This window comes from Myxococcales bacterium (assembly GCA_016703425.1).
In the GTDB taxonomy this organism is placed as follows: Bacteria; Myxococcota_A; Polyangia; order Polyangiales; family Polyangiaceae; genus JADJCA01.
In genome coordinates this window covers 51,640-69,247 of sequence record JADJCA010000029.1, presented here as the reverse complement: position 1 = coordinate 69,247, position 17,608 = coordinate 51,640, and the positions used below count along the sequence as shown (strand labels likewise).

Annotated in this window: 20 protein-coding genes; 12 read left to right on the top strand and 8 right to left on the bottom strand. The window is 68.2% G+C overall.

Features of this window, described 5'->3' with window-relative positions; all coding sequences use genetic code 11:
* Positions 1-31: 31 nt before the first annotated feature.
* From IPG50_33705 to IPG50_33670, 8 genes are all read left to right on the top strand, one after another.
* The gene (locus tag IPG50_33705) at positions 32-1,234 is read left to right on the top strand and encodes a hypothetical protein (protein MBK6697107.1); all 1,203 of its coding nucleotides are present in this window, start codon (positions 32-34) and stop codon (positions 1,232-1,234) included.
* A 106-nt stretch (positions 1,235-1,340) separates the two neighbouring features.
* Positions 1,341-2,489, top strand: coding sequence for a hypothetical protein (locus IPG50_33700; GenBank protein MBK6697106.1), 1,149 nt, complete (start codon positions 1,341-1,343; stop codon positions 2,487-2,489).
* Positions 2,486-3,628 (top strand): hypothetical protein, encoded by a 1,143-nt coding sequence (locus IPG50_33695; GenBank protein ID MBK6697105.1) that lies wholly within the window; start codon positions 2,486-2,488, stop codon positions 3,626-3,628. The genes IPG50_33700 and IPG50_33695 overlap by 4 nt, the downstream gene beginning before the upstream one ends.
* 70 nt (positions 3,629-3,698) lie before the next feature.
* Positions 3,699-3,875 (top strand): hypothetical protein, encoded by a 177-nt coding sequence (locus IPG50_33690; protein ID MBK6697104.1) that lies wholly within the window; start codon positions 3,699-3,701, stop codon positions 3,873-3,875.
* Positions 3,872-4,459, top strand: coding sequence for a nucleotidyl transferase AbiEii/AbiGii toxin family protein (locus IPG50_33685; protein MBK6697103.1), 588 nt, complete (start codon positions 3,872-3,874; stop codon positions 4,457-4,459). The genes IPG50_33690 and IPG50_33685 overlap by 4 nt, the downstream gene beginning before the upstream one ends.
* A gap of 27 nt (positions 4,460-4,486) precedes the next feature.
* Entirely contained in the window at positions 4,487-5,272 is a 786-nt protein-coding gene (locus IPG50_33680; protein ID MBK6697102.1) for a flagellar biosynthetic protein FliQ, read from the top strand.
* Complete coding sequence (locus tag IPG50_33675) at positions 5,175-6,035, top strand: hypothetical protein (protein ID MBK6697101.1); 861 nt, start codon at positions 5,175-5,177, stop codon at positions 6,033-6,035. The genes IPG50_33680 and IPG50_33675 overlap by 98 nt, the downstream gene beginning before the upstream one ends.
* A gap of 197 nt (positions 6,036-6,232) precedes the next feature.
* A complete protein-coding gene (locus IPG50_33670; GenBank protein MBK6697100.1) occupies positions 6,233-7,042 on the top strand; it encodes a hypothetical protein in 810 nt (269 codons plus the stop codon).
* Positions 7,043-7,339: 297 nt separating this feature from the next.
* Here the strand turns inward: IPG50_33670 and IPG50_33665 are convergent, their stop codons facing one another.
* The 4 genes from IPG50_33665 to IPG50_33650 all read right to left on the bottom strand — a co-directional run bounded on the left by IPG50_33665 (position 7,340) and on the right by IPG50_33650 (position 9,985).
* Entirely contained in the window at positions 7,340-8,209 is an 870-nt protein-coding gene (locus IPG50_33665) for a trypsin-like serine protease (GenBank protein MBK6697099.1), read from the bottom strand.
* A gap of 165 nt (positions 8,210-8,374) precedes the next feature.
* Positions 8,375-8,812 carry a hypothetical protein gene (locus tag IPG50_33660; protein ID MBK6697098.1) on the bottom strand — a complete coding sequence of 146 codons (438 nt, stop codon included), beginning with the start codon at positions 8,810-8,812 and terminating at the stop codon, positions 8,375-8,377.
* Positions 8,813-8,898: 86 nt separating this feature from the next.
* Positions 8,899-9,489, bottom strand: a complete 591-nt coding sequence (locus tag IPG50_33655) for a hypothetical protein (protein MBK6697097.1) — start codon at positions 9,487-9,489, stop codon at positions 8,899-8,901.
* Between the two features lie 55 nt (positions 9,490-9,544).
* A complete protein-coding gene (locus IPG50_33650; GenBank protein MBK6697096.1) occupies positions 9,545-9,985 on the bottom strand; it encodes a hypothetical protein in 441 nt (146 codons plus the stop codon).
* Between the two features lie 114 nt (positions 9,986-10,099).
* Between IPG50_33650 and IPG50_33645 the strand changes: the two genes are divergently transcribed.
* The 3 genes from IPG50_33645 (at position 10,100) to IPG50_33635 (ending at position 12,439) form a co-directional block, all read left to right on the top strand.
* The gene (locus IPG50_33645; GenBank protein MBK6697095.1) at positions 10,100-10,924 is read left to right on the top strand and encodes a hypothetical protein; all 825 of its coding nucleotides are present in this window, start codon (positions 10,100-10,102) and stop codon (positions 10,922-10,924) included.
* Between the two features lie 312 nt (positions 10,925-11,236).
* Positions 11,237-11,638 (top strand): hypothetical protein, encoded by a 402-nt coding sequence (locus IPG50_33640; GenBank protein MBK6697094.1) that lies wholly within the window; start codon positions 11,237-11,239, stop codon positions 11,636-11,638.
* A 279-nt stretch (positions 11,639-11,917) separates the two neighbouring features.
* Positions 11,918-12,439: a hypothetical protein gene (locus IPG50_33635; GenBank protein MBK6697093.1), complete on the top strand. Its 522-nt coding sequence runs from the start codon at positions 11,918-11,920 to the stop codon at positions 12,437-12,439.
* Between the two features lie 43 nt (positions 12,440-12,482).
* Here the strand turns inward: IPG50_33635 and IPG50_33630 are convergent, their stop codons facing one another.
* The 3 genes from IPG50_33630 to IPG50_33620 all read right to left on the bottom strand — a co-directional run bounded on the left by IPG50_33630 (position 12,483) and on the right by IPG50_33620 (position 15,706).
* Positions 12,483-13,709: a hypothetical protein gene (locus IPG50_33630; GenBank protein MBK6697092.1), complete on the bottom strand. Its 1,227-nt coding sequence runs from the start codon at positions 13,707-13,709 to the stop codon at positions 12,483-12,485.
* A 102-nt stretch (positions 13,710-13,811) separates the two neighbouring features.
* Positions 13,812-14,777 (bottom strand): calcium/sodium antiporter, encoded by a 966-nt coding sequence (locus IPG50_33625; GenBank protein MBK6697091.1) that lies wholly within the window; start codon positions 14,775-14,777, stop codon positions 13,812-13,814.
* Between the two features lie 116 nt (positions 14,778-14,893).
* Positions 14,894-15,706, bottom strand: coding sequence for a hypothetical protein (locus IPG50_33620; GenBank protein ID MBK6697090.1), 813 nt, complete (start codon positions 15,704-15,706; stop codon positions 14,894-14,896).
* Positions 15,707-15,950: 244 nt separating this feature from the next.
* On the opposite strand from IPG50_33620, the gene IPG50_33615 reads away from it, so the two are divergent.
* The gene (locus tag IPG50_33615) at positions 15,951-16,658 is read left to right on the top strand and encodes a hypothetical protein (protein ID MBK6697089.1); all 708 of its coding nucleotides are present in this window, start codon (positions 15,951-15,953) and stop codon (positions 16,656-16,658) included.
* Between the two features lie 15 nt (positions 16,659-16,673).
* Here the strand turns inward: IPG50_33615 and IPG50_33610 are convergent, their stop codons facing one another.
* The gene (locus IPG50_33610) at positions 16,674-17,594 is read right to left on the bottom strand and encodes an SDR family NAD(P)-dependent oxidoreductase (protein ID MBK6697088.1); all 921 of its coding nucleotides are present in this window, start codon (positions 17,592-17,594) and stop codon (positions 16,674-16,676) included.
* Between the last annotated feature and the right edge of the window lie 14 nt (positions 17,595-17,608).

The window sequence follows — 17,608 nt, the reverse complement described above, 5'->3', positions numbered from 1 at the left end:
ATCGCGAACGCGAAGTCGCTACGCTCTTGGAATGCGCATCACCCGCAGCCATCTCTCTTTCCTTGTCCTGGCGGTGGCGTCGTCGATCTTTCCGACCGCCTTCGCCGCCTGCACCGACGACGACGGCACTCCGAAGCTCGGGTCGCCGGACGCAGCCACGATCGACGCACCGCCGTCCACCACGGGCGACGCTGGCCGCGGCGACGCGACGACCGTTGACGCGACAACCTCCGACGCGAAGACCACCGATGCCGGCGATGCGTCAAACTCCGACGGAGCGCCAGACGGGGCCATCCGCTACAGCTGCGGCGCGTTCTCGGAGAGCCCAGGCTGGACCGTCGCGGCGGGCTTCCGTGCCGTCGTGCTCGCGAAAGACAACGGCCTGAACCAGCCGGTCGCGCTGACGTTCGCGCGCGGGCCCTACGCCGGCCTTCTCTACGTGATCAACCAAGGCGACAACGTGCTCCGGCGCATTGATACCAACACAGGCGTCGTGTCGTCGTTCACGGCGGCAGCGCAGTGGGGCGCGAAGGCGCCGGTGGTCCTCACGACCATCACGTGGGACGAAGAGTCGGTCCTCGACGGTCAGCTCTACGTGGGCGACCAAGGCGGCGACGGCGATGGCGACAGCACCATCTACCGTGTCGGGACCTCGGGCACGGCGTCCACGTTCGTGACTGGCCCGGGACCGGGCCTCGACGACATCTTCGGCTTGTCCTTCGCGCCAAAGGGCAGCGCTTACCCCCAAGGCCTCTACGCGACCGGCGACACGGACGGTGTGGGCGTCGACTGGGGTGTGTACCTCTCGACCGTCGATGCCGGTGTCGCGTTCTCGGAGGTCGCCGGCTCAGAGGGGATCAGCTTCGTGAAGCTCCCGTCGTTCGGCGGAACGCTGCTCGCGTCGCGGCCCGCGGGTGGCGGCTACGCCGGTGCCGACGAGGTATCGCGCTTGCTCGCCGATGGCGGGCTCGGCACACCGCTCGCCACGACGCTCCCCGGCATCCACGCCGTGACATACAGCACCGGCGGCGCCTTCGGCGGCAACGTGTATGTTGCAAGTTGGTCAACGGGAAAGCTGACGCGCATCGACTCGGCGGGGGCGCAGACCGAGCTCGCCAGCGGCCTCACGCTCACGAACTACGACGGCAACATCCTCGCGGTCTCGCCCGACGGCAACACGATGATGGTGGCCGATCGCGGGGCAAACCGCGTCGTCTGCATCGAACCGATCTGATCGGAGCGGACCGTTCTTTGCGGGCGCCGTCACGCGCGCCATCCTTGACCACTCGACCGTAGCCGGATGCCTCGCCACCTTCTCGAAGGCATGCCACGCTCCCAGCATGGGGCGCGGGACAGCACTTGGCGCGATCGCGGCGCTCGCCGTGGTGGCGCACTGCGGACGGGTCGAGGCCCCTTCGTCGATCGTCTACGCGGACGCGGGAGAGGACGTGCGACGTGCTCCGCCGATCGTGACAAGTCCCGTGAACGTGCCCCCGCCTCCACCTCCTGAACCTCCGCCCGTCGGCGGCCCGTGCATCGACCTCATAGCCAACCTTTCTCGCGCGGCCGCGCGAATCGTCTTGGTCGTCGACGGCCCGGCGGCGAGCGCCGATGGCGGTGCCGCGACGAGTCTCGAATGGGCGGCGATGCGCGGCGCCATCGCTGACTTCGTGAGCGGCGCGATGAGCGACGGAGGTTCACCGCTCGCGGTTGGCCTCGTCGCTTTCGGAGACGCGCTCGACAGCGCGGCGGGCTATCCCTCGCCCCTCGACGTTCCCATCAAGATCGTCGACGACGCGCAGCGTGCCGCCTTCGCCGCTCGCCTCGCGGGCTCACCAGCGCCGAGCAGCGCAAACGCCACCGCTGCGCTCGCCGGCGCGTACGCGTCGCTCGCTTCCCAACCGAACGCATGGAACCCGTCGGTCATCTTGCTGAGTCGCAGCGGGCGCGGGACGCTCACCACCAACGCACGGCAAGCCTCGTGGGATGTCGTGGCATCGGCGCGAGCGGGCGCGACCTCCCCACCCGTGCGAACCTTTGCCATCGGGGTTGGCGCGGGCACCGATGCGTTCCTTCACGGCATCGCGGAGCGAGGCGAAACGTGCGACGCGGCGGTGCCAGCGCCAGCGCCGAACCCGTGCCATCGCGCGGTTGACCCGACGGGAAAGAGCGAGGCAACCCTCCGCGCGGAGGTTTTCGTCGCGCTCTCGGCGGTCGCCCAACGCGCCGCGGCGTGCGTCTTTCAGCCTGTGCCACGTGCACCCGACGCGGGGGTCTTGCCCTTCGAGTCCCTCAACCTGGTCGCGCAAGACAAGAACGGCGATCCGTCCCTTGTGCCAATCGATGACGTCGACGGGTGGTCGTGGTGGCCCCCTCCTTCGAATCGCATGCCCGAGGCGGTTCTTCTGCACGGTCAGAGCTGCAACGACGACGAGCCGTTCGCGTCCGCGGCGCTCGTCGCGGGTTGTCCAACGGGAGCGGGGCGGTGATGCGACGTTGCGCTGCGCTCTCGGGACTCGCGGCGCTCGGAGCGGCCCTCTTCGCAGTGAGCTGCGGGCAGACGCCGAGCTCACCAACGTCAGCGGCGAACGCGGGGCCGGATGCAGCGCCCTTGCCGCCGACCTTCCTGCCGATCGATGCGTCGACTCCCGAGCGCGTCAACATCTTCGAGACGTACTGCCAGCCCGTCGCCAATCTCGGACTCGTGACTCCATCGGTGGTCCTGCTCGTGGATGGCACGACCACTGCCGGCGACGGCGGCGGCGTCGCGTCGAACCTCGAGTGGGCGGCGATGCGCGGCGCGCTCTCGGACTTCGCGCTGGCGGCGTCCGCCGATGGGGGCGCGCCGCTCTCCGTCGGCCTCGCCGTGTTTGGCGACACGCTCGATCCTCCGGCCGCCGTCTACCCGTCTGCGTTCGACGTGCCGATCAGGGTCGTAGATGGCGCCCAGCGCGCGGCCTTTGATGCTCGCTTGGCCGGATCACCGACGGTCGCCGCCACCAACGCGACCCCGGCCGCACTCGCAGGCGCGTACCAGCTCCTTGCGGCTCAAGCGAACGGCGAAAACCCTTCGGTGGTGCTCCTGAGCCGAAGCGGGCGAGTTGCGCTCACTGCGAACGACGAGCAAGCGACGTGGGGCGCCGTTGTGGCCGCGCAGAAAGCGAAGAAGTCGCCGCCCGTCCGAACCTTCGCCATCAGCGTAGGCGCTGGAGTCGACCCGTTCCTTCACGGCATCGCGGAGCGCGGCGATGCGTGCGTCGGTGCGTCGCCTGGGCCAACGCAATGCCATCGCTCGCTCGATCCAACGGGCAAGGACGAGGCGACCTTGCGAGGGGAAATCTTCGGCGCACTGCAAGCGGCGACGACGCGTGCCGCGGCGTGCGTGTTTCGTTCCACATCGCTCGTGGCCGACGCTGGCGCCATCGACACCGAAGGGCTCAGTGCGTTCGTCCCGCAGAAAGGCGACTGGTTCGGCTTCGACCTCGGGCCCGCCGACGGCTGGACGCCGTGGCCCGCGAGTTCCACCGGCCTGCCGCGAGTCGTCATCTTGCACGGAGAGGCGTGCAACTGGAGCGAACGCGCGGACGCCCCGGTGCAGCTCCGGCAGTGGTGTCACGGCGGAGAGTAGCCCTTCCGCGCACGTCTCGCGGGGTATGGGCCGCCCGGCTCGCTAGACGCCCCGTGCTAGACTTCACCGCGTGAAGGCGCCGCAGACGTCACAAGAACTCCTCCGTGCGCGCCTGGAGGAAGCCTTCGACACCTTCGCCTTTGGCCTCGAGCTAAAGCGCCGGAGCCTTCGACTTAGGCACCCCGAGTGGAGCGCCGAGGCCATCGAGGCCGAGGTCGAACGCTGGGTGCGATCGGACGAGCCGTGACGGGCGACACGCTGGCGCGCGCCCTACGAAGCGCCGCTGCCGATCTCACGGCGTTGGGGGTCCCCTTCGCGCTCGTAGGCGGACTCGCCGTTTCGCTTCGGGGGTATGTCCGCTTCACACGTGACATCGACTTTGCGGTGGCGACGACGAGCGACGCTGCCGTCGAGGCGCTCGTCCGCGAAGCGCGAGCTCGCGGGTATCAAGTCGATGCACTGGTCGAGCAAGACGACGCCGCCCGCATTGCCACGGTACGGCTGGGCTCGCCGCTCGGCGTGACGGTGGACCTGCTGGCGGCGAGCAGCGGGATCGAGGCGGAGATTGTGTCGCGAAGCGAACGCGTGGCGTGGGACGACACCTTCAGCTTGCCCGTCGCTCGCGTGGAGGAGCTCGTGGCGCTCAAGGTCCTCTCCATGACCGACCGTCGGCCGCGGGATCAGGGCGACGCGCTCGCGCTCCTGCGACTTGGCCTCTCCATGCCTGAGCTCGAAGCGAACCTCCGACTCATCGAAGCGCGAGGATTCCACCGCCAGCAGGACCTCCTGCAAAAGCTCGCCGATCTCCGAACCGCGCTAGCGGGCGCCTAGCGCCGTGCCTAACGTGCTCGAATTGCCGTGACCGCTCACCCTTCCCGCCCAAAGCCCCGCTCGTTCATCGCGGCGGCCCTCACGCTCGTCCTCAAGCTCGTCGCGGTCGCGCTCATGCTCGCCGCTCCGCTCTTGGGCGTGTGGATGGCCTCGTCGCTCGCGGCGTTCGCGAACAAGGCCACGTGGCTTCCGCTGGCGGCGGGCGCGCTCCTCTTTCCGGGGTTGCCGCTCGCGTGGGACTTGTGGAGCGAGGCGCGCCGCAAGAAGGGCGCGGCGCGCTTCCTCAAGTTCGTGGACCGACTGGTCTTGCGCACGTTGCTCGTCAACGGCGTGTTCCTCGCGGTGCTGCTCGGCGCGTTTCCTGAGCGCATGTTCGTGGCGTTGTCGGCCCGGGGCGATTGGTTCTTGGACGGCACGAGCGGCCCGTCGAGCGAGCGCGCCCGGTACGCGACGCGCAAAGTCACGGGCGCCTTCGAGTGGCTCTACAAGGCCGCCCGAGAGAACCCGTATCGGCAGGAGAAGACGACGAAGAAGGTGTTGCCCGATGGCGCGGCGGTGGCGAAGCCGGCCAAGCCGGCGGCGACCTCGACCTCGACCTCGACCCCGACCTCGACCTCGACCTCGACCTCGACCGAAACAGGAACAGGAACAGGAACAGGAACAGGAACAGGAACAGGGAACAGAGACGACCACGAAGCTGGAGCCTTCGTTTCCGATGAAGGCGGAGCTTCACCCCGTCGTGGCGGCGATGCCGGCGGATGCGGAGACGAGCATCGAAGCGGTCGGCAAATACATCGCCGAGCGCGAGCATGACCCGGTGCAGCGCGTGAAGGCCCTCCACGATTGGGCCGCCGATCGCATCGCCTACAACGCACCGAGCTTGAAGCTTCCGCGAATTCCCCACGAGGACGGCGATGCCGAGTCCGTGTTTCGACGTCGCACCGGCGTCTGCGCTGGCTACGCCCGCCTCCTCGAGGAGCTCGGCAAGGTGACGGGCGACGAGATCGTTTATGTCGTCGGCGACGCGCGCTCGTACCGTGAGCCGATGAAAGGCGAACCGCACGCGTGGAACGCGGCGAAGATCAACGGGCGCTACTACCTCATCGACGCGACCTGGGACGCCGGCGGCGTAAACAGCGATCGCTTCGAGAAGCGTTACTCCACCGACTACCTCTTCACGCCAGCAGAAACGTTCTCGCTCACGCACTACCCCGACGAGCGGGCCTGGCAGCTCGCGGAGCCGCCCATTGAACGTGAGGAGTTCTTCCGTCGCCCCGCGCTCCGGCCCAACTTCTTCGCAGAAGGCCTGAGCCTCAAGAGTCCCGACCGCGCGCAGGTCGCCGCGGGCGCGTTCCTCGACGTGTTGCTGGACAACCCGCGCGGTCGCTTCGTGATGATCAGCTACGAGCCGACGTACGGTGGACACCAAACCGATTGCCGCGGCGACCGACGGGGGCGCGGCGTTCGCTGCGAGTTTTCGTCGACGGGCACGTACGACGTGCACATCTTCCTCGGCCAAGAGGAATACGGCCGCTACTCGCACGCGGGCTCGGTGCAGGTAAACGCCCGGCTGTGAGCGTCCGAGAAGCGCACCGCTGACGATGAGGCACCCGTTCCGCGGTTTACTTCCGCTCTGGTCGGCCACGGGCGGAGACCGGTTGGGTGCACCCCACCACGCTAACCACGCGAGAACAGGCGCGTGCACTCCTGGCCCGATCCGTGATGAAGGGATCGCACCGCGGGCCAATCGGTCCCCGACCCAAGAGGATCTCCATGCACCACCGTTCCGTCGCTCCTGTTCTCGGCCTCGTACTCAGCGCTCTGCTTCCCGCGTGCTCCGGGGAGGCGCAGCGGGAAGACTCCGCCGCGGACGAGGGTGCGCTCGCGCGCGCGCGCACGCTGGTTCCGGACGCGGCGCGGCTCCAGTTCGAGACCCGAGGCGGCGTCACCACGCTCGGCGCAAAAGCCAAGGTGCAGAAGGCCCTCTCCGCGTTCAAGAAGGCGACGGGCGACGAGGTGCTCCCTCGCTGCAACATCGCCCCCGCAACGAAGGTCACCTTCTTTGACAAGGGCGGTGAGGTCGTCGCCACGGGGAGCTACGTCTGCTTTCGCGGCACCATCAAGCTTGCGGCTTCAGGCGAAGAAACGAGGGTGTACTTTCATCCGGGCGACCTCTCCGTCCTCGACGAGCCGATGGTCCCGGCGGACGTCCTGTTCAACGTCACCAAGATCGGGATCGAGAAGGGCTTCGGCCCGAGCGCGAAGAAGGTTGAGGTCAGCGAAGGGCGCAACCTCGCCAAGGTGCTCGCCGCGTTCGATGCTGAGGCCGAACTCCTGCCGCAAGGCCCCGTCACGCGCTGCCCACCAAACCACCGCGTCACCTTCTACCGCGGCCACGATGACGTCGGCCAGCTCACGTACGTCTGCGGTGACTCGCCCGCCGGCAAGGTGAACGCGACCTTCTCGATCCCGAACCGCGCCGGCGAGCGCGAGGGGGACTACGAGGCCAAGGGTGACGTCCGGCTCGACGCGCCCGCCGTCCAGCGCGTCTTCGATGACGAAGCGCGCGACTTGGTTCCGTGACGCGAGGCCGGCACGCGGGCGGCGGGCGGCGGCGTGCATCGCGCGCCGGCTCGGTGCGGGTGAACGCGCGATGGGTGCCCCCCCCCCCCCCCCCCCGCCGCGCCCCGGGGGGGCGGCCCCCCCTGCCCCGGGGGCCCCCGGCCGGGGGCGGGGGCCCCCCTCCCCCCCCGGGCGGGGGGCCCGTGCCCCCGGGGCCGAAGCAACGACGCGGGGTCGAAGGTCTCGTCGCTCCCGACGGAGCGCGGGTTCATCTGGTCGGGCGTGTCCCAGACGAAAACTCGGGCAAGCGACGTCAGCTCACCGCGCTCCGCGCTCTGCCTCAACGAGCGTGCGAGCCTTTGGGCCGAGCGTGGCGTAGACCGTCCCGTAGGTGCATTCCTCGCCCGGCTTCTGAAAGACCAAAGACGCCACGCCGAGGACTTCGAAGGAACGCCCCTTCTTACGCAGCAAAGGTCCACCAGAGTCGCCTTCGCAGGGCTGCGCGCCGTTGGCTCCGGGCGCGCGCGCAACCGCGAGTTCGTAGCCCTCGAGCAGCGTGGTCGCGTCGTACGCCGAACGGCTTTCAGCCACGTCGCCGCCGAAGGCTTGCTGATACGCCTCGAATGGCACCAGCGACGCGAGCGCGTTGCCCCGCAACGCTTTGATCGTCACCTTGCCAGCGCGGCGGGCGCCCCTCGTTCCGTCTTCTCGCATGCCGTAGCCAACCACGGTCATGGTCTCGCCAAGATCGGTGGGCCGCACATCGGCAACGGGCAGCGGTGCGATGTCCATGATCGCTTGCTTCAATCGCACCACAGCGACATCGCTACCGATGCCAAGGGCGCCGCCCTCGCCAACGGCCGTCACTTCGACAAACGAGTCAGCCTCGATGACGCGGGTCGGCCCGGTTCGCTGAAGCACGTCGGAGCGGGCAATGGGGCCCAGCGCGAAGCCGAACTTGCCTCGCGTAGCCATGGTGCAGTGTTTGGCCGTCAGCACGCGCTTCGGGGCAATCAGCGTGGCGGTACAGAAGTTGTCGTAAAGGGGACCGTCAGCGCCGTTGAAGTAGTGAACGAGGGCGCCCACTGCCGGCGCTGTGGTGGCGTTTTCTTGGCCTCCGATCATCGCGGAGGCTTCGTCGCCGGACGCGTCGTCCACCGTGTTGGTGCAGGCGGCGAGCGCCAACACCGTCGAGGCAAGGCAACGGTGAAGGAGCTGCATAGACCGCCCGACGCAAGCTGCGCGCCAGCGAGATCGACCTGCACAGGGTGCCGGCATCGGCGCGAGTCGCGCTTACGCGCGCACGCTCGATCGAGTCCATGAACAAGCGATCCACGTCGCGGGGCTCGCCGCTCACGGAGCACCGCGACGCGAGCGCGGGGCGTCGCGGTAGGTGAGGACGCCCACTTGATGCGAGTCGTGCCACCGCACCTTCCCTGGAACGCGCGTTGTGCGCCGCTCGACGATCGGGATGCCAGCTTGAATCACAAGCTCTGCAAGACGCCGAGCGCGCGTCACATGTTCCTCCGCTTCGGCGCAGAACCAGAAGCGATCTTTCGCGCGGTCATCGAGGTCGGGCGCGTGGAGGTGCTCGTCGAACCAGCGGTGCAGGTGCGTGATCTCCGCGCACTCTTCCGGCCCCAGCTTCGACCGTGCGTCGTCCAGCCAGAAGAACACGCCGTAGGGCTGGTGCTCATGCTCGAAGCGCACCCACTCGACGGTGACGCGAGCAGGAAGCGGCGAGGGCACGGCCCGGCCAAGGTTTCTCGTGTAGCGCTTTCGGCGTGACATGGCGGACGGGAAACGCTGATTCGAAGCTCACGGAAGCATACCGTGACGTCGCCGTGCGCTGGTCGTCGTCGTCCAGCCGAGCCAACTCAGCGCTTCCGCAGCTCCGGAAAGAACGCCTCGAACGCGGCCATCACGGGGGTGACCGTGGGCGTGTGTTCGAACTTCGCTGCGCCGCCGACCTTGGGCGTCACCTCGAGGCGCGAGCAACCTCCCGGCGCGCATGTGGCCCGTCGCGCCGCGTCGTCGGGACACACGGCGAAGAGCGCGTTGGCGACGCGATCGCGATCGGCGCCTGCGAGCGCGATCGTGCGCCGGGTGACGCGCGGCGGCGAGACCTCCTTGCCGCTGCCGTCGTAGAGATCGGAGTCGTGAACGGAAAGAGCGCCCGTCGCGTCGTCGTACTCGAAGTTGCGAAAGAACGCGCCGTGCCCGCCCTGGTGCCCCGCCTTCACGGCGAAGCCGCGTCCGCCCCACGGCGCGCACGGCGTTGCGGCAGACGCCCCAGATGACGCTGCGGACGCTGCCGGCGGCGCGGCGGAGACCGCAGGCTTAACGACAGCGCCAGACGCACTCGCTGCGGCCTGCGGCTCCGCGCGCGAGCCGGGCGTGCAAGCGGCGAGAACGAACGCAGGGGCGAGAATGGGGACGAGAAGGAGCGCAGGCCTGGGCACGTACATGCCGGGCATCGTATGTGCTCCCCCCGAGTGCGGGGAGCGTTTCGTGGCCGAGCGTCTAGCGCCCACCGTTGAGGCAGACCCGTTTCCCTGCGACCACCGACGCGCCACGAAATCGCTGCCCCACCGCCGCGCTGAACTTGGCTTGAACGCACGTTCGCACGTCCGCGGGCAGCGAGGTTTCACACGTGTCCGAGCGCAGGATGCGACCGTCGCCTGCAAACTCGACGCGCACCTTCAAGCAGCCGACTTCACCCCGCGGTGCACACCCCAAGGCCGTCTTGACCATCGCGCCAAGTGCGTCGGCGGCGAGCGCGGGACTGAACGGTGGACCTTCGTCCCCCGCGTCGAACCTCGGCCAAGTGGCGTTCGAGGCGGCGGTGCAGGGCTCGATGGGCGTCGACGCCGCCGGAGGACCGGTGACTGCACCAGGCTTCGCCGATGGCGCTCCGCATGCCAGGCACAAGAGCCCGACCAGGACGGCGCTAAAGCGCGACATCCGGAGAGGGTACTCGATGCTGGACGAGACCCTCCCGAAGTACGGGGCGGGCCTCCGTCGATTTCTCGCGACCGCTTTCCCTCGTGTGGCTCCAGGTAGGCGAGGAGTCGCCCGATGTTCCGCTTTCGCTCGGTCTCGCCGTCTCGCCAGCTCGTTTTCCTTGGCCTTCTCGTCGGCGCGGCCGGGTGCGCCGTGAACTCGTTTACGCCTGGCGCGAACGACGAAGGCTGCGTCGGCGCCGAATGCGCGCGCGAGCCGGAGGCGCAGGAGCCCGACGACGAGAACGAAGCGGTCGATCCGAAAGCCGATGCGGGCACGAAGAAGGACGGTGGAAAAGAAGCGGGTAAGACGGATGCGTCGGACGCAGGAAAGAAGGACGCCGGGAAGAGCGACGCAGGCGGCAAGAACGACTCCGGTGCGTCCTCCACGGAGGCGGGCGCACCCGACGCCTCGAGCCCGACGAGCGTTGGCGGCGCCACCGTCGGGGAGTGCCAAGGACTGACGACGCTCGCCGCCGACTTGAACGGTGCAAAGCCCACGGTGCAATCGGGGTTCGCCATCTACTCTGGCGGTCAACACGAGGTCTACGCGTATTCGCGCACCACGGTGACGGACTACGCCTACGGCGGCACGGCCGGCGAGACGAAGATCCGCCTTCTCTTGCCGCGCGTCACGGGGCCGGGCCAATACCAAGGCATGATGGGCGTCTTCAAGTGGGACGCGGCGCTCGGGAGCTGGAGCAACTACGCGACGCCAACGCAGACGGTCGTTGTGACGATCGCCGGGTACAACGTCGTGATGCCGACGGGCCTCATGTGCAACGGCACCTTCGTTGGTCGCGCCGAAGCGCTCTTCAGTCCGAACACCGTCGCCATCTTCGACTTCGCTGTGCCGCTCCTCACGCCGAGCTTTCCGAAGTCGAACCCGGGCCCGCCCTGAGGGATCGGGCGCGCGACCATCGGAGTGACGCCCGCGCGCTACCGAGCTGCCACCTCGCGGCGAGTCTCGGTGATGCGTCGCGCACAACGCGCATCGGGTCGCGCTTCGTTGAACGCTCACGCTCGTTGGCCCGTTGCGCTAAGAGCGCATCGCGAGCCAGCTTGGATCGCCTGCCGTGGGCGCTTGCTTGGCGACCTCATCGCAATAGGCCCGACGACCCAGCCGTCCCGCCCGGATTTCCATGCGTTGGCTGGCTGACCGCGTGGCGCGCCCTTTGCGGAGGTCGTGCATTGCGGAGGTCATATGCTCAGGATGCTTCTCACCGTCTCGACCGCTCTCCTCTTCGGCTGCGCATCGGCGTCATCCGACGAGCTCAAGACGGACGAAGAGGCGCTTCGAAGAGGCAAGGCCGGCGAAGGTGAGGCATGTGGAGATGGAGCCTTTGGAAGGCCCATGGTGGAGTGCCGCTCGGGCCTCGAGTGCGTCACGCCGGAAACCGACGGACCGAGCGGTCCGCCTGGCGCTGCGGGCTCCGCGCACGCGGGCCGCTGCGAGGCGCGGGCCGACGAAGGGGACACCTGCGGGGACGGAGCGATGGGCCGGCCGAACATCGCGTGTCGAACCGGTCTCTCGTGCGTGACGCCGCGAGGCGTGAGCGGACCGGCCGGCGCGCACGGGTCTTTGCGCCTCGGACATTGCGAGCCACAAGGATGAGACGGCGGCGTGCGCCGCGCGCGTGAGCTAAGGCAGTCCTCGATCGTTCGCAGCATCAACGCGAGCCGTTCCTCGGTGGGCCGCTGAACACAAACGCGTCCGGACGCGCGCGCGTGCCCATCACGCGCAGCTCGGCGTGCAACGGCGCAGAGTCGTCGACGAACTCCCCCGATACTTCGCGCGTGAGGCGGTCTCCGGCGTATCTCGCGCGGCACGAGCGCGCCCGCCTGCAGTCTCACCGCGGCACGCGCGTTGCTCGAGGCCGCGCGAGGTATCACGATGACTTCCACTCTCCCCTTCGACTCCGCAGCTTGCTTTTCCCAGGTGGGCGCTCTCGCGCTCGTGGGTCTTCTGCTCTTGGCCTCCTGCGGAGGGTCGGTCGGCGAACCTCCTGCCGGTTCGACCTCGTCGACGGACGGCGGCGCCACCTCGGCGGCAACGGCGTCGTCGGCGCCGAAAGACGCGGGCTCCGCCTCTGCGGCGGGCGACGCCTCGCTGGCCGCGTGCGCGAGCCCGGCCGACTGCACCGCGAGCGCGCCCTTGTGTTGCGCGCGACTCGAGACGGGCCCCGGCTCGCCGCCCGCGTGCAGCGTCAAGACTATGGTGAAGGCGTGCGCGGCCGCGTGCCCGACGGAGCTCAACACGAAGTGCGAGACGACGGAGGTCTTGCGCCTCTGCGCCGCGAGCACCGATTGCACAGAGCCCGGCTACCCGTCGTGCTGCCGCTTCAAGCAAGGCGGCACGGAGCTCACCTTCTGCGGCCCAAAGGCGATGGAGGGCCTCGCAGAGAAGTGCTTCTAGCGCGGGCGCTCTGACCGCGGACGTCGGTCGCCGCGCCCTCCGCCTACCGCTTCTTTCGCTTCGTGCGAAACGCGTTGCAGTGGTCGCGGAGGCGCTTTCCGAACTCCTCGCGGCAGAGCACCTGCGTGAGGCCCGACGGCGTGCGCAACTCGGCGAGCACGACGCGATCCGGCGTCTTGGTGCGTGCGCTGGCGGGCGCGTCCACGAGCGTGACCTCGACGGCGCGCGCGAGAAAATCGAAGCTCGCGCGAAGCTTGTCGTCCTTGCGCTTGTAGAACGTGACGACGTCGCCGCTTAGCGCGAGCGCTCCGAAACGCGACGGCTTTGAGAAGACCGGTGTCTCGTTCAGATCCCACGCCCGCACCAACTCGAGCGCGAGCGGCGGCGCCGAGCCGCCTCGCAGGAAGTTCACGCCGTCCTCCACCGCGCCGTACGAGCCCTTCGGGAGCGTCGGCGTGGCCGCCGATGAACCGCGCTTCGGCGCCGTCGGCATGACGAGGCGCGGCGGATCGACGTCGAGCCGGAGGCGCGCGATGGCGCGATACCCGTAGAGCCATACGTCACGTCCGCGAAGTCCAATGGCCGCCACCGAACCGATCGTCTTGAGCGGCCCGAGGAGCCGCGGCACGAGCGAGAAGCCGTCGCACTCTTGGCCGGCGGCGTCGTAGAAGACCATGCGCTTCTTCTTCGGGAGAAATACCATCACGCTCGTCGCGTCAAACGTCGCGCGGCCCGGCGCGACGCGCGCCGCTCGCCCACCGAGGGGCCCGAGCGACGCCTCCGAGTGGCTGCTCGCGTACACAAAGACGCTCTTCGCGGTGGCGGCGCCGATGGCATCGACGGTCATGCCGCCGTGCGAATACGGCGACCACTTGAGCGGTTGCTTCAGCGAACTCCACTTGGCGACCTTGCCGTCCAACGTGACGCTCGCGACGTAGCGCCCTACGGCGCGCATGAACGAGTCACTGAGGAGCGCCCAGGCCTTGTTCGCGTCGGCCGCGAGCGCGACGTTGAGGATGTCGCCCCCTTTGGCGAAGGGCGCGAGCTTCCACGTTCTGCTCTTGACGGCGGGCGCAGCCTTGGGCGCGTCTTCTGGCGGCGCCGTGTGCAACGTCACGCGAGACGACGAGAGCCAGAGCAATCGCTGCCCCTCGCGATCCGCTCGACTCCCCGCAGGGCAAGACCCTACGGAGGCGAAGAGCGGATCGAGCACGGGACTCGAGCCCGGCTTCCCCCACTCGGAAAACGAAGCGACACGTTCGACCTTCATGGAGACCTCGCCCTCGAATGCGTTCGAGGCAAAGTGTCGCATCGATTCGGCGAACGTCGCCGACATCCGACGAGCGCGACCCTCGGCCCGCGGCCGCTTCGCTCACCCGGCCAGTGGCGTCAGCACGAGCGCGAGCAAGAAGGCCACGTATCCGGCCACGAGAAGCGCGCCGACGCGCCTCGTGATCCGCGGCTTTAGCATCGCAATCAGGCCGACCGTAGTGAGCGCGACGAGGGCCGTGAGATCGAGCCAAACCTCGCGGAGCGGCTGGCTGACGCTGCCGACAAGGCCCGCCGCGCCGAGGATGAGCAAGGTATTGAAAATGTTCGAGCCAACGACGTTGCCCACGGCGACGTCCGGGTGGCCGCGGCGCGCGGCGATGACAGATGTCATGAGCTCCGGCACCGACGTCCCCACCGCGACGATCGTCAAGCCAACGACGCGCTCGCTCATCCCGAGAACGCGGGCCACACCGACGGCGCCATCGACGAAGACCTTGCCACCGCCCAGGAGCGCGAGCAAACCGACGACGGTCGTGGCCACAAGGGCGAGCCGCTTGCGTGGCGCAGGACCCCCAGCTCCTTCACTCGCGTCGCGAACGGCCTCGAGTGCGGAGCGATTCTGCGCCTTGGCTGTGATCAGGGTCCACGCCGAGTAGGCGAAGGCGCAGAGGAGCAGCGAGCCGGCTTCCCAGCGGCTCACGCGACCGTCGAGCAACACGACGGGTACCGCCAGCGTCGACGCGGCCAGCACTGGCAAGTCGCGACGTCGCAGGCCCCTTTCCACGGTCGGCGGTGCGATGAGCGCCGTGAGCCCCAGGATCAGGCCAATGTTCGCGATGTTGGAGCCCACCGAGTTGCCGAGCGCGATGGCTCCCTTCTGTGACAACGCGGCGCCGATGCCCACGACGAGTTCCGGAGCCGAGGTCCCGTAGGCGACGACGGTGAGCCCGATCACGAGCGGACGTACGCCCAACATCGCGGCAAGACCCGAGGCACCCCGGACGAGCCACTCGGCCCCGACGTAGAGGCAGAAACCGCCAATCACAAGGAGCAGAGCGTCGTTCACGGCGGCCCGAACTTAGTGGGCAGCCTAAGCGACGCATCTCCCCGTGACCAGTCTGCGTGACCAGTCCGCGTGACCAGAGTGAGAAGGGAGCGGTGAAGGCCCCCTCCTTTGCCAACTCAGCGCACGCCGGCGAGCTTCGCGATGGAGGTGCCGGGCTTGATGAACTGCTTGATCTTCGCGAACGGCACGATGTAGCCGCTGTCGCGAACGGCGCCTTGCATCACGTGGGCGACGTGGTTGTCGAGGCGGAAGCGAAGACCCGTCTTCGCGATGGTGAAGTCTTCGATGACGTTGCTCGACTGCGACATGAGACTCGTCGCAGCTCCGACCCACAGGGCCTTGGTGTCAGCGTCGTCCTTCGTGCGGTTGATGGCAGCGAGGAGCTCGGCCTTGACCGTCTCTTTGCCTTCCGGCGTGATGACGTCCTTGAGCTGGAGGCGCTCGCCGCTCTCGAGGTCGAACGACATGAACGCGCCGTAGCTGTTGGGATGCGCCGCGCCAGACGAATACGAGCCGATCCAGGTGGCGACGCTCAAGAGATTGTCGGCGTTGTATTGCACCTGCGCGCGACCATCCACCTCGAAGGGCTCTTCGCAAGCCCTGATGTTGAAGCCGCTGGCCTTGATGACTGTGCCGAGGGCACGGTTGATCTTCTCCTGCGGCGCGGCGGCGAGGCCGAGCACCTTGACCTCTTGCACGTTGATCACGCACTCGGTCATCATTGCGTTCGGATCGGGCGCGGTCGCCGTCGCGGACCGCCGGTCGGTCGAGAACGTCACGATGGCTTTGCCCGCGGGCGCGCTGCAGCCGGTCTCGCTGGTTCCGCCAACGACGGCGCCTTCGTTCTCACCGGTGGCGGCCTCCTCGCCTTGCGAACACGCCACGGAGAACAGAGCGACCATGGAGCCAAGGATGAGAAGGGAGCGCATCGGAGACCTGCCTTTCGATGCGAGGGTGGCTGCAGCTTCGATGCCACGCCGCTTCGCCGATGAAATGGGCAAATCGCGCCTCATGCGTACACTGTGCGCAGCGGCGCGTGGGCGCGCGATCCAGATCAGCCTGCGGAGCCCCACCCAGGTGCGCGAAAGGCGCAGGAAATAGGCCGCGCTTCTGCGCGCGCTCAGTCGCGGTACGGGAGGCCGACGCTCTCCGAAACCGTGGGACGATGAGCCGATGAGGCGTGCCGCGTTCGCTTTCGCGCTCGTGATGGGCTGCGGCTCCGCGCCGGCGACCGGCGAGACCGGGCCAGCCGTCGGCAAACCGATTCCCTGGCTCGACACGATCAAGACACGCGACGAGGAACTGCTGCACATCGTCTGGCAAGACGCCCACGTCGCGCTCGCCGAGTGCGTGGCTCAAGAGGGCGAGCGCGTGCACCGCGATCCATCGACGGAGATCAATGCGTACGTGACGTTTGACCCGGTGTGCTCCGCCCCACGCGTCCCCGCCGATCGGCCGGCTTCGGTGGAGCTCACGAGATGCATCGTTGAGCGTGCGAGCGCGCTCGTGGCGCCAAGCCGAGAGCTCTGTGAACACCCCAGCACGGGATTCGGCACCGGCAGCAGCCCCGCGAAGAAGATGTACGCGGTCAACGTCGCCAGTCGCGCGGCGCGCTTGGCGCTCGAGAGTTCGGTAGCGCAACGTTGCGCGGCCTTCGACCCAGGCCGCGCGATCATCTTCCGCGCAGAAGCCAGACGGGGCTACCAGGCCGCCAGGCGCCTGCCGGGCCCGGAGCTCTCGGCCGAGGGTGAGCGCTGCCTCGCCGACGCCGTGCGGGCCGTGAATCTTGAGCCGTTCATCGACGCGAGCCCCGACTGGCCGCTGATGCTTCACGTTGCGTTCTTCGACAAGCGGGTCTCGCTGCAAGCGCCCACGCCGTGAGGGGAAGAGCGGAGCCTACCCGCTCTGCGCGGCTCGACAGAGCTCGTCGGCGATTCGCCTCGTCTCGTCGTCCTTGCAGAGCTCGAGACTGAGGCTCCAAAGCTTCTCCTGCATCGCTCGGTCCAACACGGCTCCGTCTTCCGGCTTCTCCACGAAACGCCCCTTGCGAGACGTCATGAACTTGCCGGACCGCCCGAAACTCGTCTCCTGATCTTCCGTGAAGAGCGGCGCCATGAGCTCGCCGCACTCTTCGATGGAAATGAATCCACCGAACCACTTCACGACCGTGGCCATCGCGCGCATCGGGGTCGGGATGATGTTGATCTGGTTGGTCCACACGGTCTTCGGTATCTCGAAGCCGTAGAAGGAGGTCCGCGTCGCCGCGACCTTCCGAGCGAGCTCATGCAGCCGACGGTAGAACATCCTCTTGGCGACCATGGCTTGATGGATGCCGTCTTCAAAGCCCCAGTGTTTCCGCATCTGCAGGTCATCCCAGAAGATGCGGCCTCCCTCGGTGACGTTGAAGACGACTCGGCCGCCGCTCGCGGACCGTTCGAGCGGCTCGAGCAGGTGGAGCGTCAGCATGAACTGGGAGAGGTAGTTCACCTGAAAATGCGGGTCCATTCCGTCTTCGGTCTCTTCCCGCTTCGCCGCGTACCCGAGTCCGGCGTTGACAAAGACGCCGTCCAGGGACTCGTGACCGGCACGAAGCTCCGCGATGACCTTCTTGACGTCGCTGAGCTTGGTGAGGTCGCACTGGACGAAGGAGAGGCTCGGATTCTGGGTGACGCGCCGAAGCTCCGCGACGGTGGACTCGCCTCGCTCTTTCGAGCGGCCCAGAATGATGACGTGGTGGCTCCGGTCGTCGCGCGCGGCGAGCGCTCGCGCGACCCCCTTCCCCATCCCGTTCGTTCCGCCAGTCACGAGCACCTTCATGGCGAGCCTCCCAG

Bases quoted from the DNA above. Each gene is read 5' to 3' on its own strand.
- IPG50_33615 (MBK6697089.1), top strand. From the start codon at position 15,951: ATGAGGCGTGCCGCGTTCGCTTTCGCGCTCGTGATGGGCTGCGGCTCC.
- IPG50_33620 (MBK6697090.1), bottom strand. From the start codon at position 15,706: ATGCGCTCCCTTCTCATCCTTGGCTCCATGGTCGCTCTGTTCTCCGTG.
- IPG50_33650 (MBK6697096.1), bottom strand. From the start codon at position 9,985: ATGTCGCGCTTTAGCGCCGTCCTGGTCGGGCTCTTGTGCCTGGCATGC.
- IPG50_33700 (MBK6697106.1), top strand. From the start codon at position 1,341: ATGGGGCGCGGGACAGCACTTGGCGCGATCGCGGCGCTCGCCGTGGTG.
- IPG50_33630 (MBK6697092.1), bottom strand. From the start codon at position 13,709: ATGAAGGTCGAACGTGTCGCTTCGTTTTCCGAGTGGGGGAAGCCGGGC.
- IPG50_33660 (MBK6697098.1), bottom strand. From the start codon at position 8,812: ATGTCACGCCGAAAGCGCTACACGAGAAACCTTGGCCGGGCCGTGCCC.
- IPG50_33645 (MBK6697095.1), top strand. From the start codon at position 10,100: ATGTTCCGCTTTCGCTCGGTCTCGCCGTCTCGCCAGCTCGTTTTCCTT.
- IPG50_33670 (MBK6697100.1), top strand. From the start codon at position 6,233: ATGCACCACCGTTCCGTCGCTCCTGTTCTCGGCCTCGTACTCAGCGCT.
- IPG50_33705 (MBK6697107.1), top strand. From the start codon at position 32: ATGCGCATCACCCGCAGCCATCTCTCTTTCCTTGTCCTGGCGGTGGCG.
- IPG50_33640 (MBK6697094.1), top strand. From the start codon at position 11,237: ATGCTTCTCACCGTCTCGACCGCTCTCCTCTTCGGCTGCGCATCGGCG.
- IPG50_33635 (MBK6697093.1), top strand. From the start codon at position 11,918: ATGACTTCCACTCTCCCCTTCGACTCCGCAGCTTGCTTTTCCCAGGTG.
- IPG50_33655 (MBK6697097.1), bottom strand. From the start codon at position 9,489: ATGTACGTGCCCAGGCCTGCGCTCCTTCTCGTCCCCATTCTCGCCCCT.
- IPG50_33610 (MBK6697088.1), bottom strand. From the start codon at position 17,594: ATGAAGGTGCTCGTGACTGGCGGAACGAACGGGATGGGGAAGGGGGTC.
- IPG50_33675 (MBK6697101.1), top strand. From the start codon at position 5,175: ATGAAGGCGGAGCTTCACCCCGTCGTGGCGGCGATGCCGGCGGATGCG.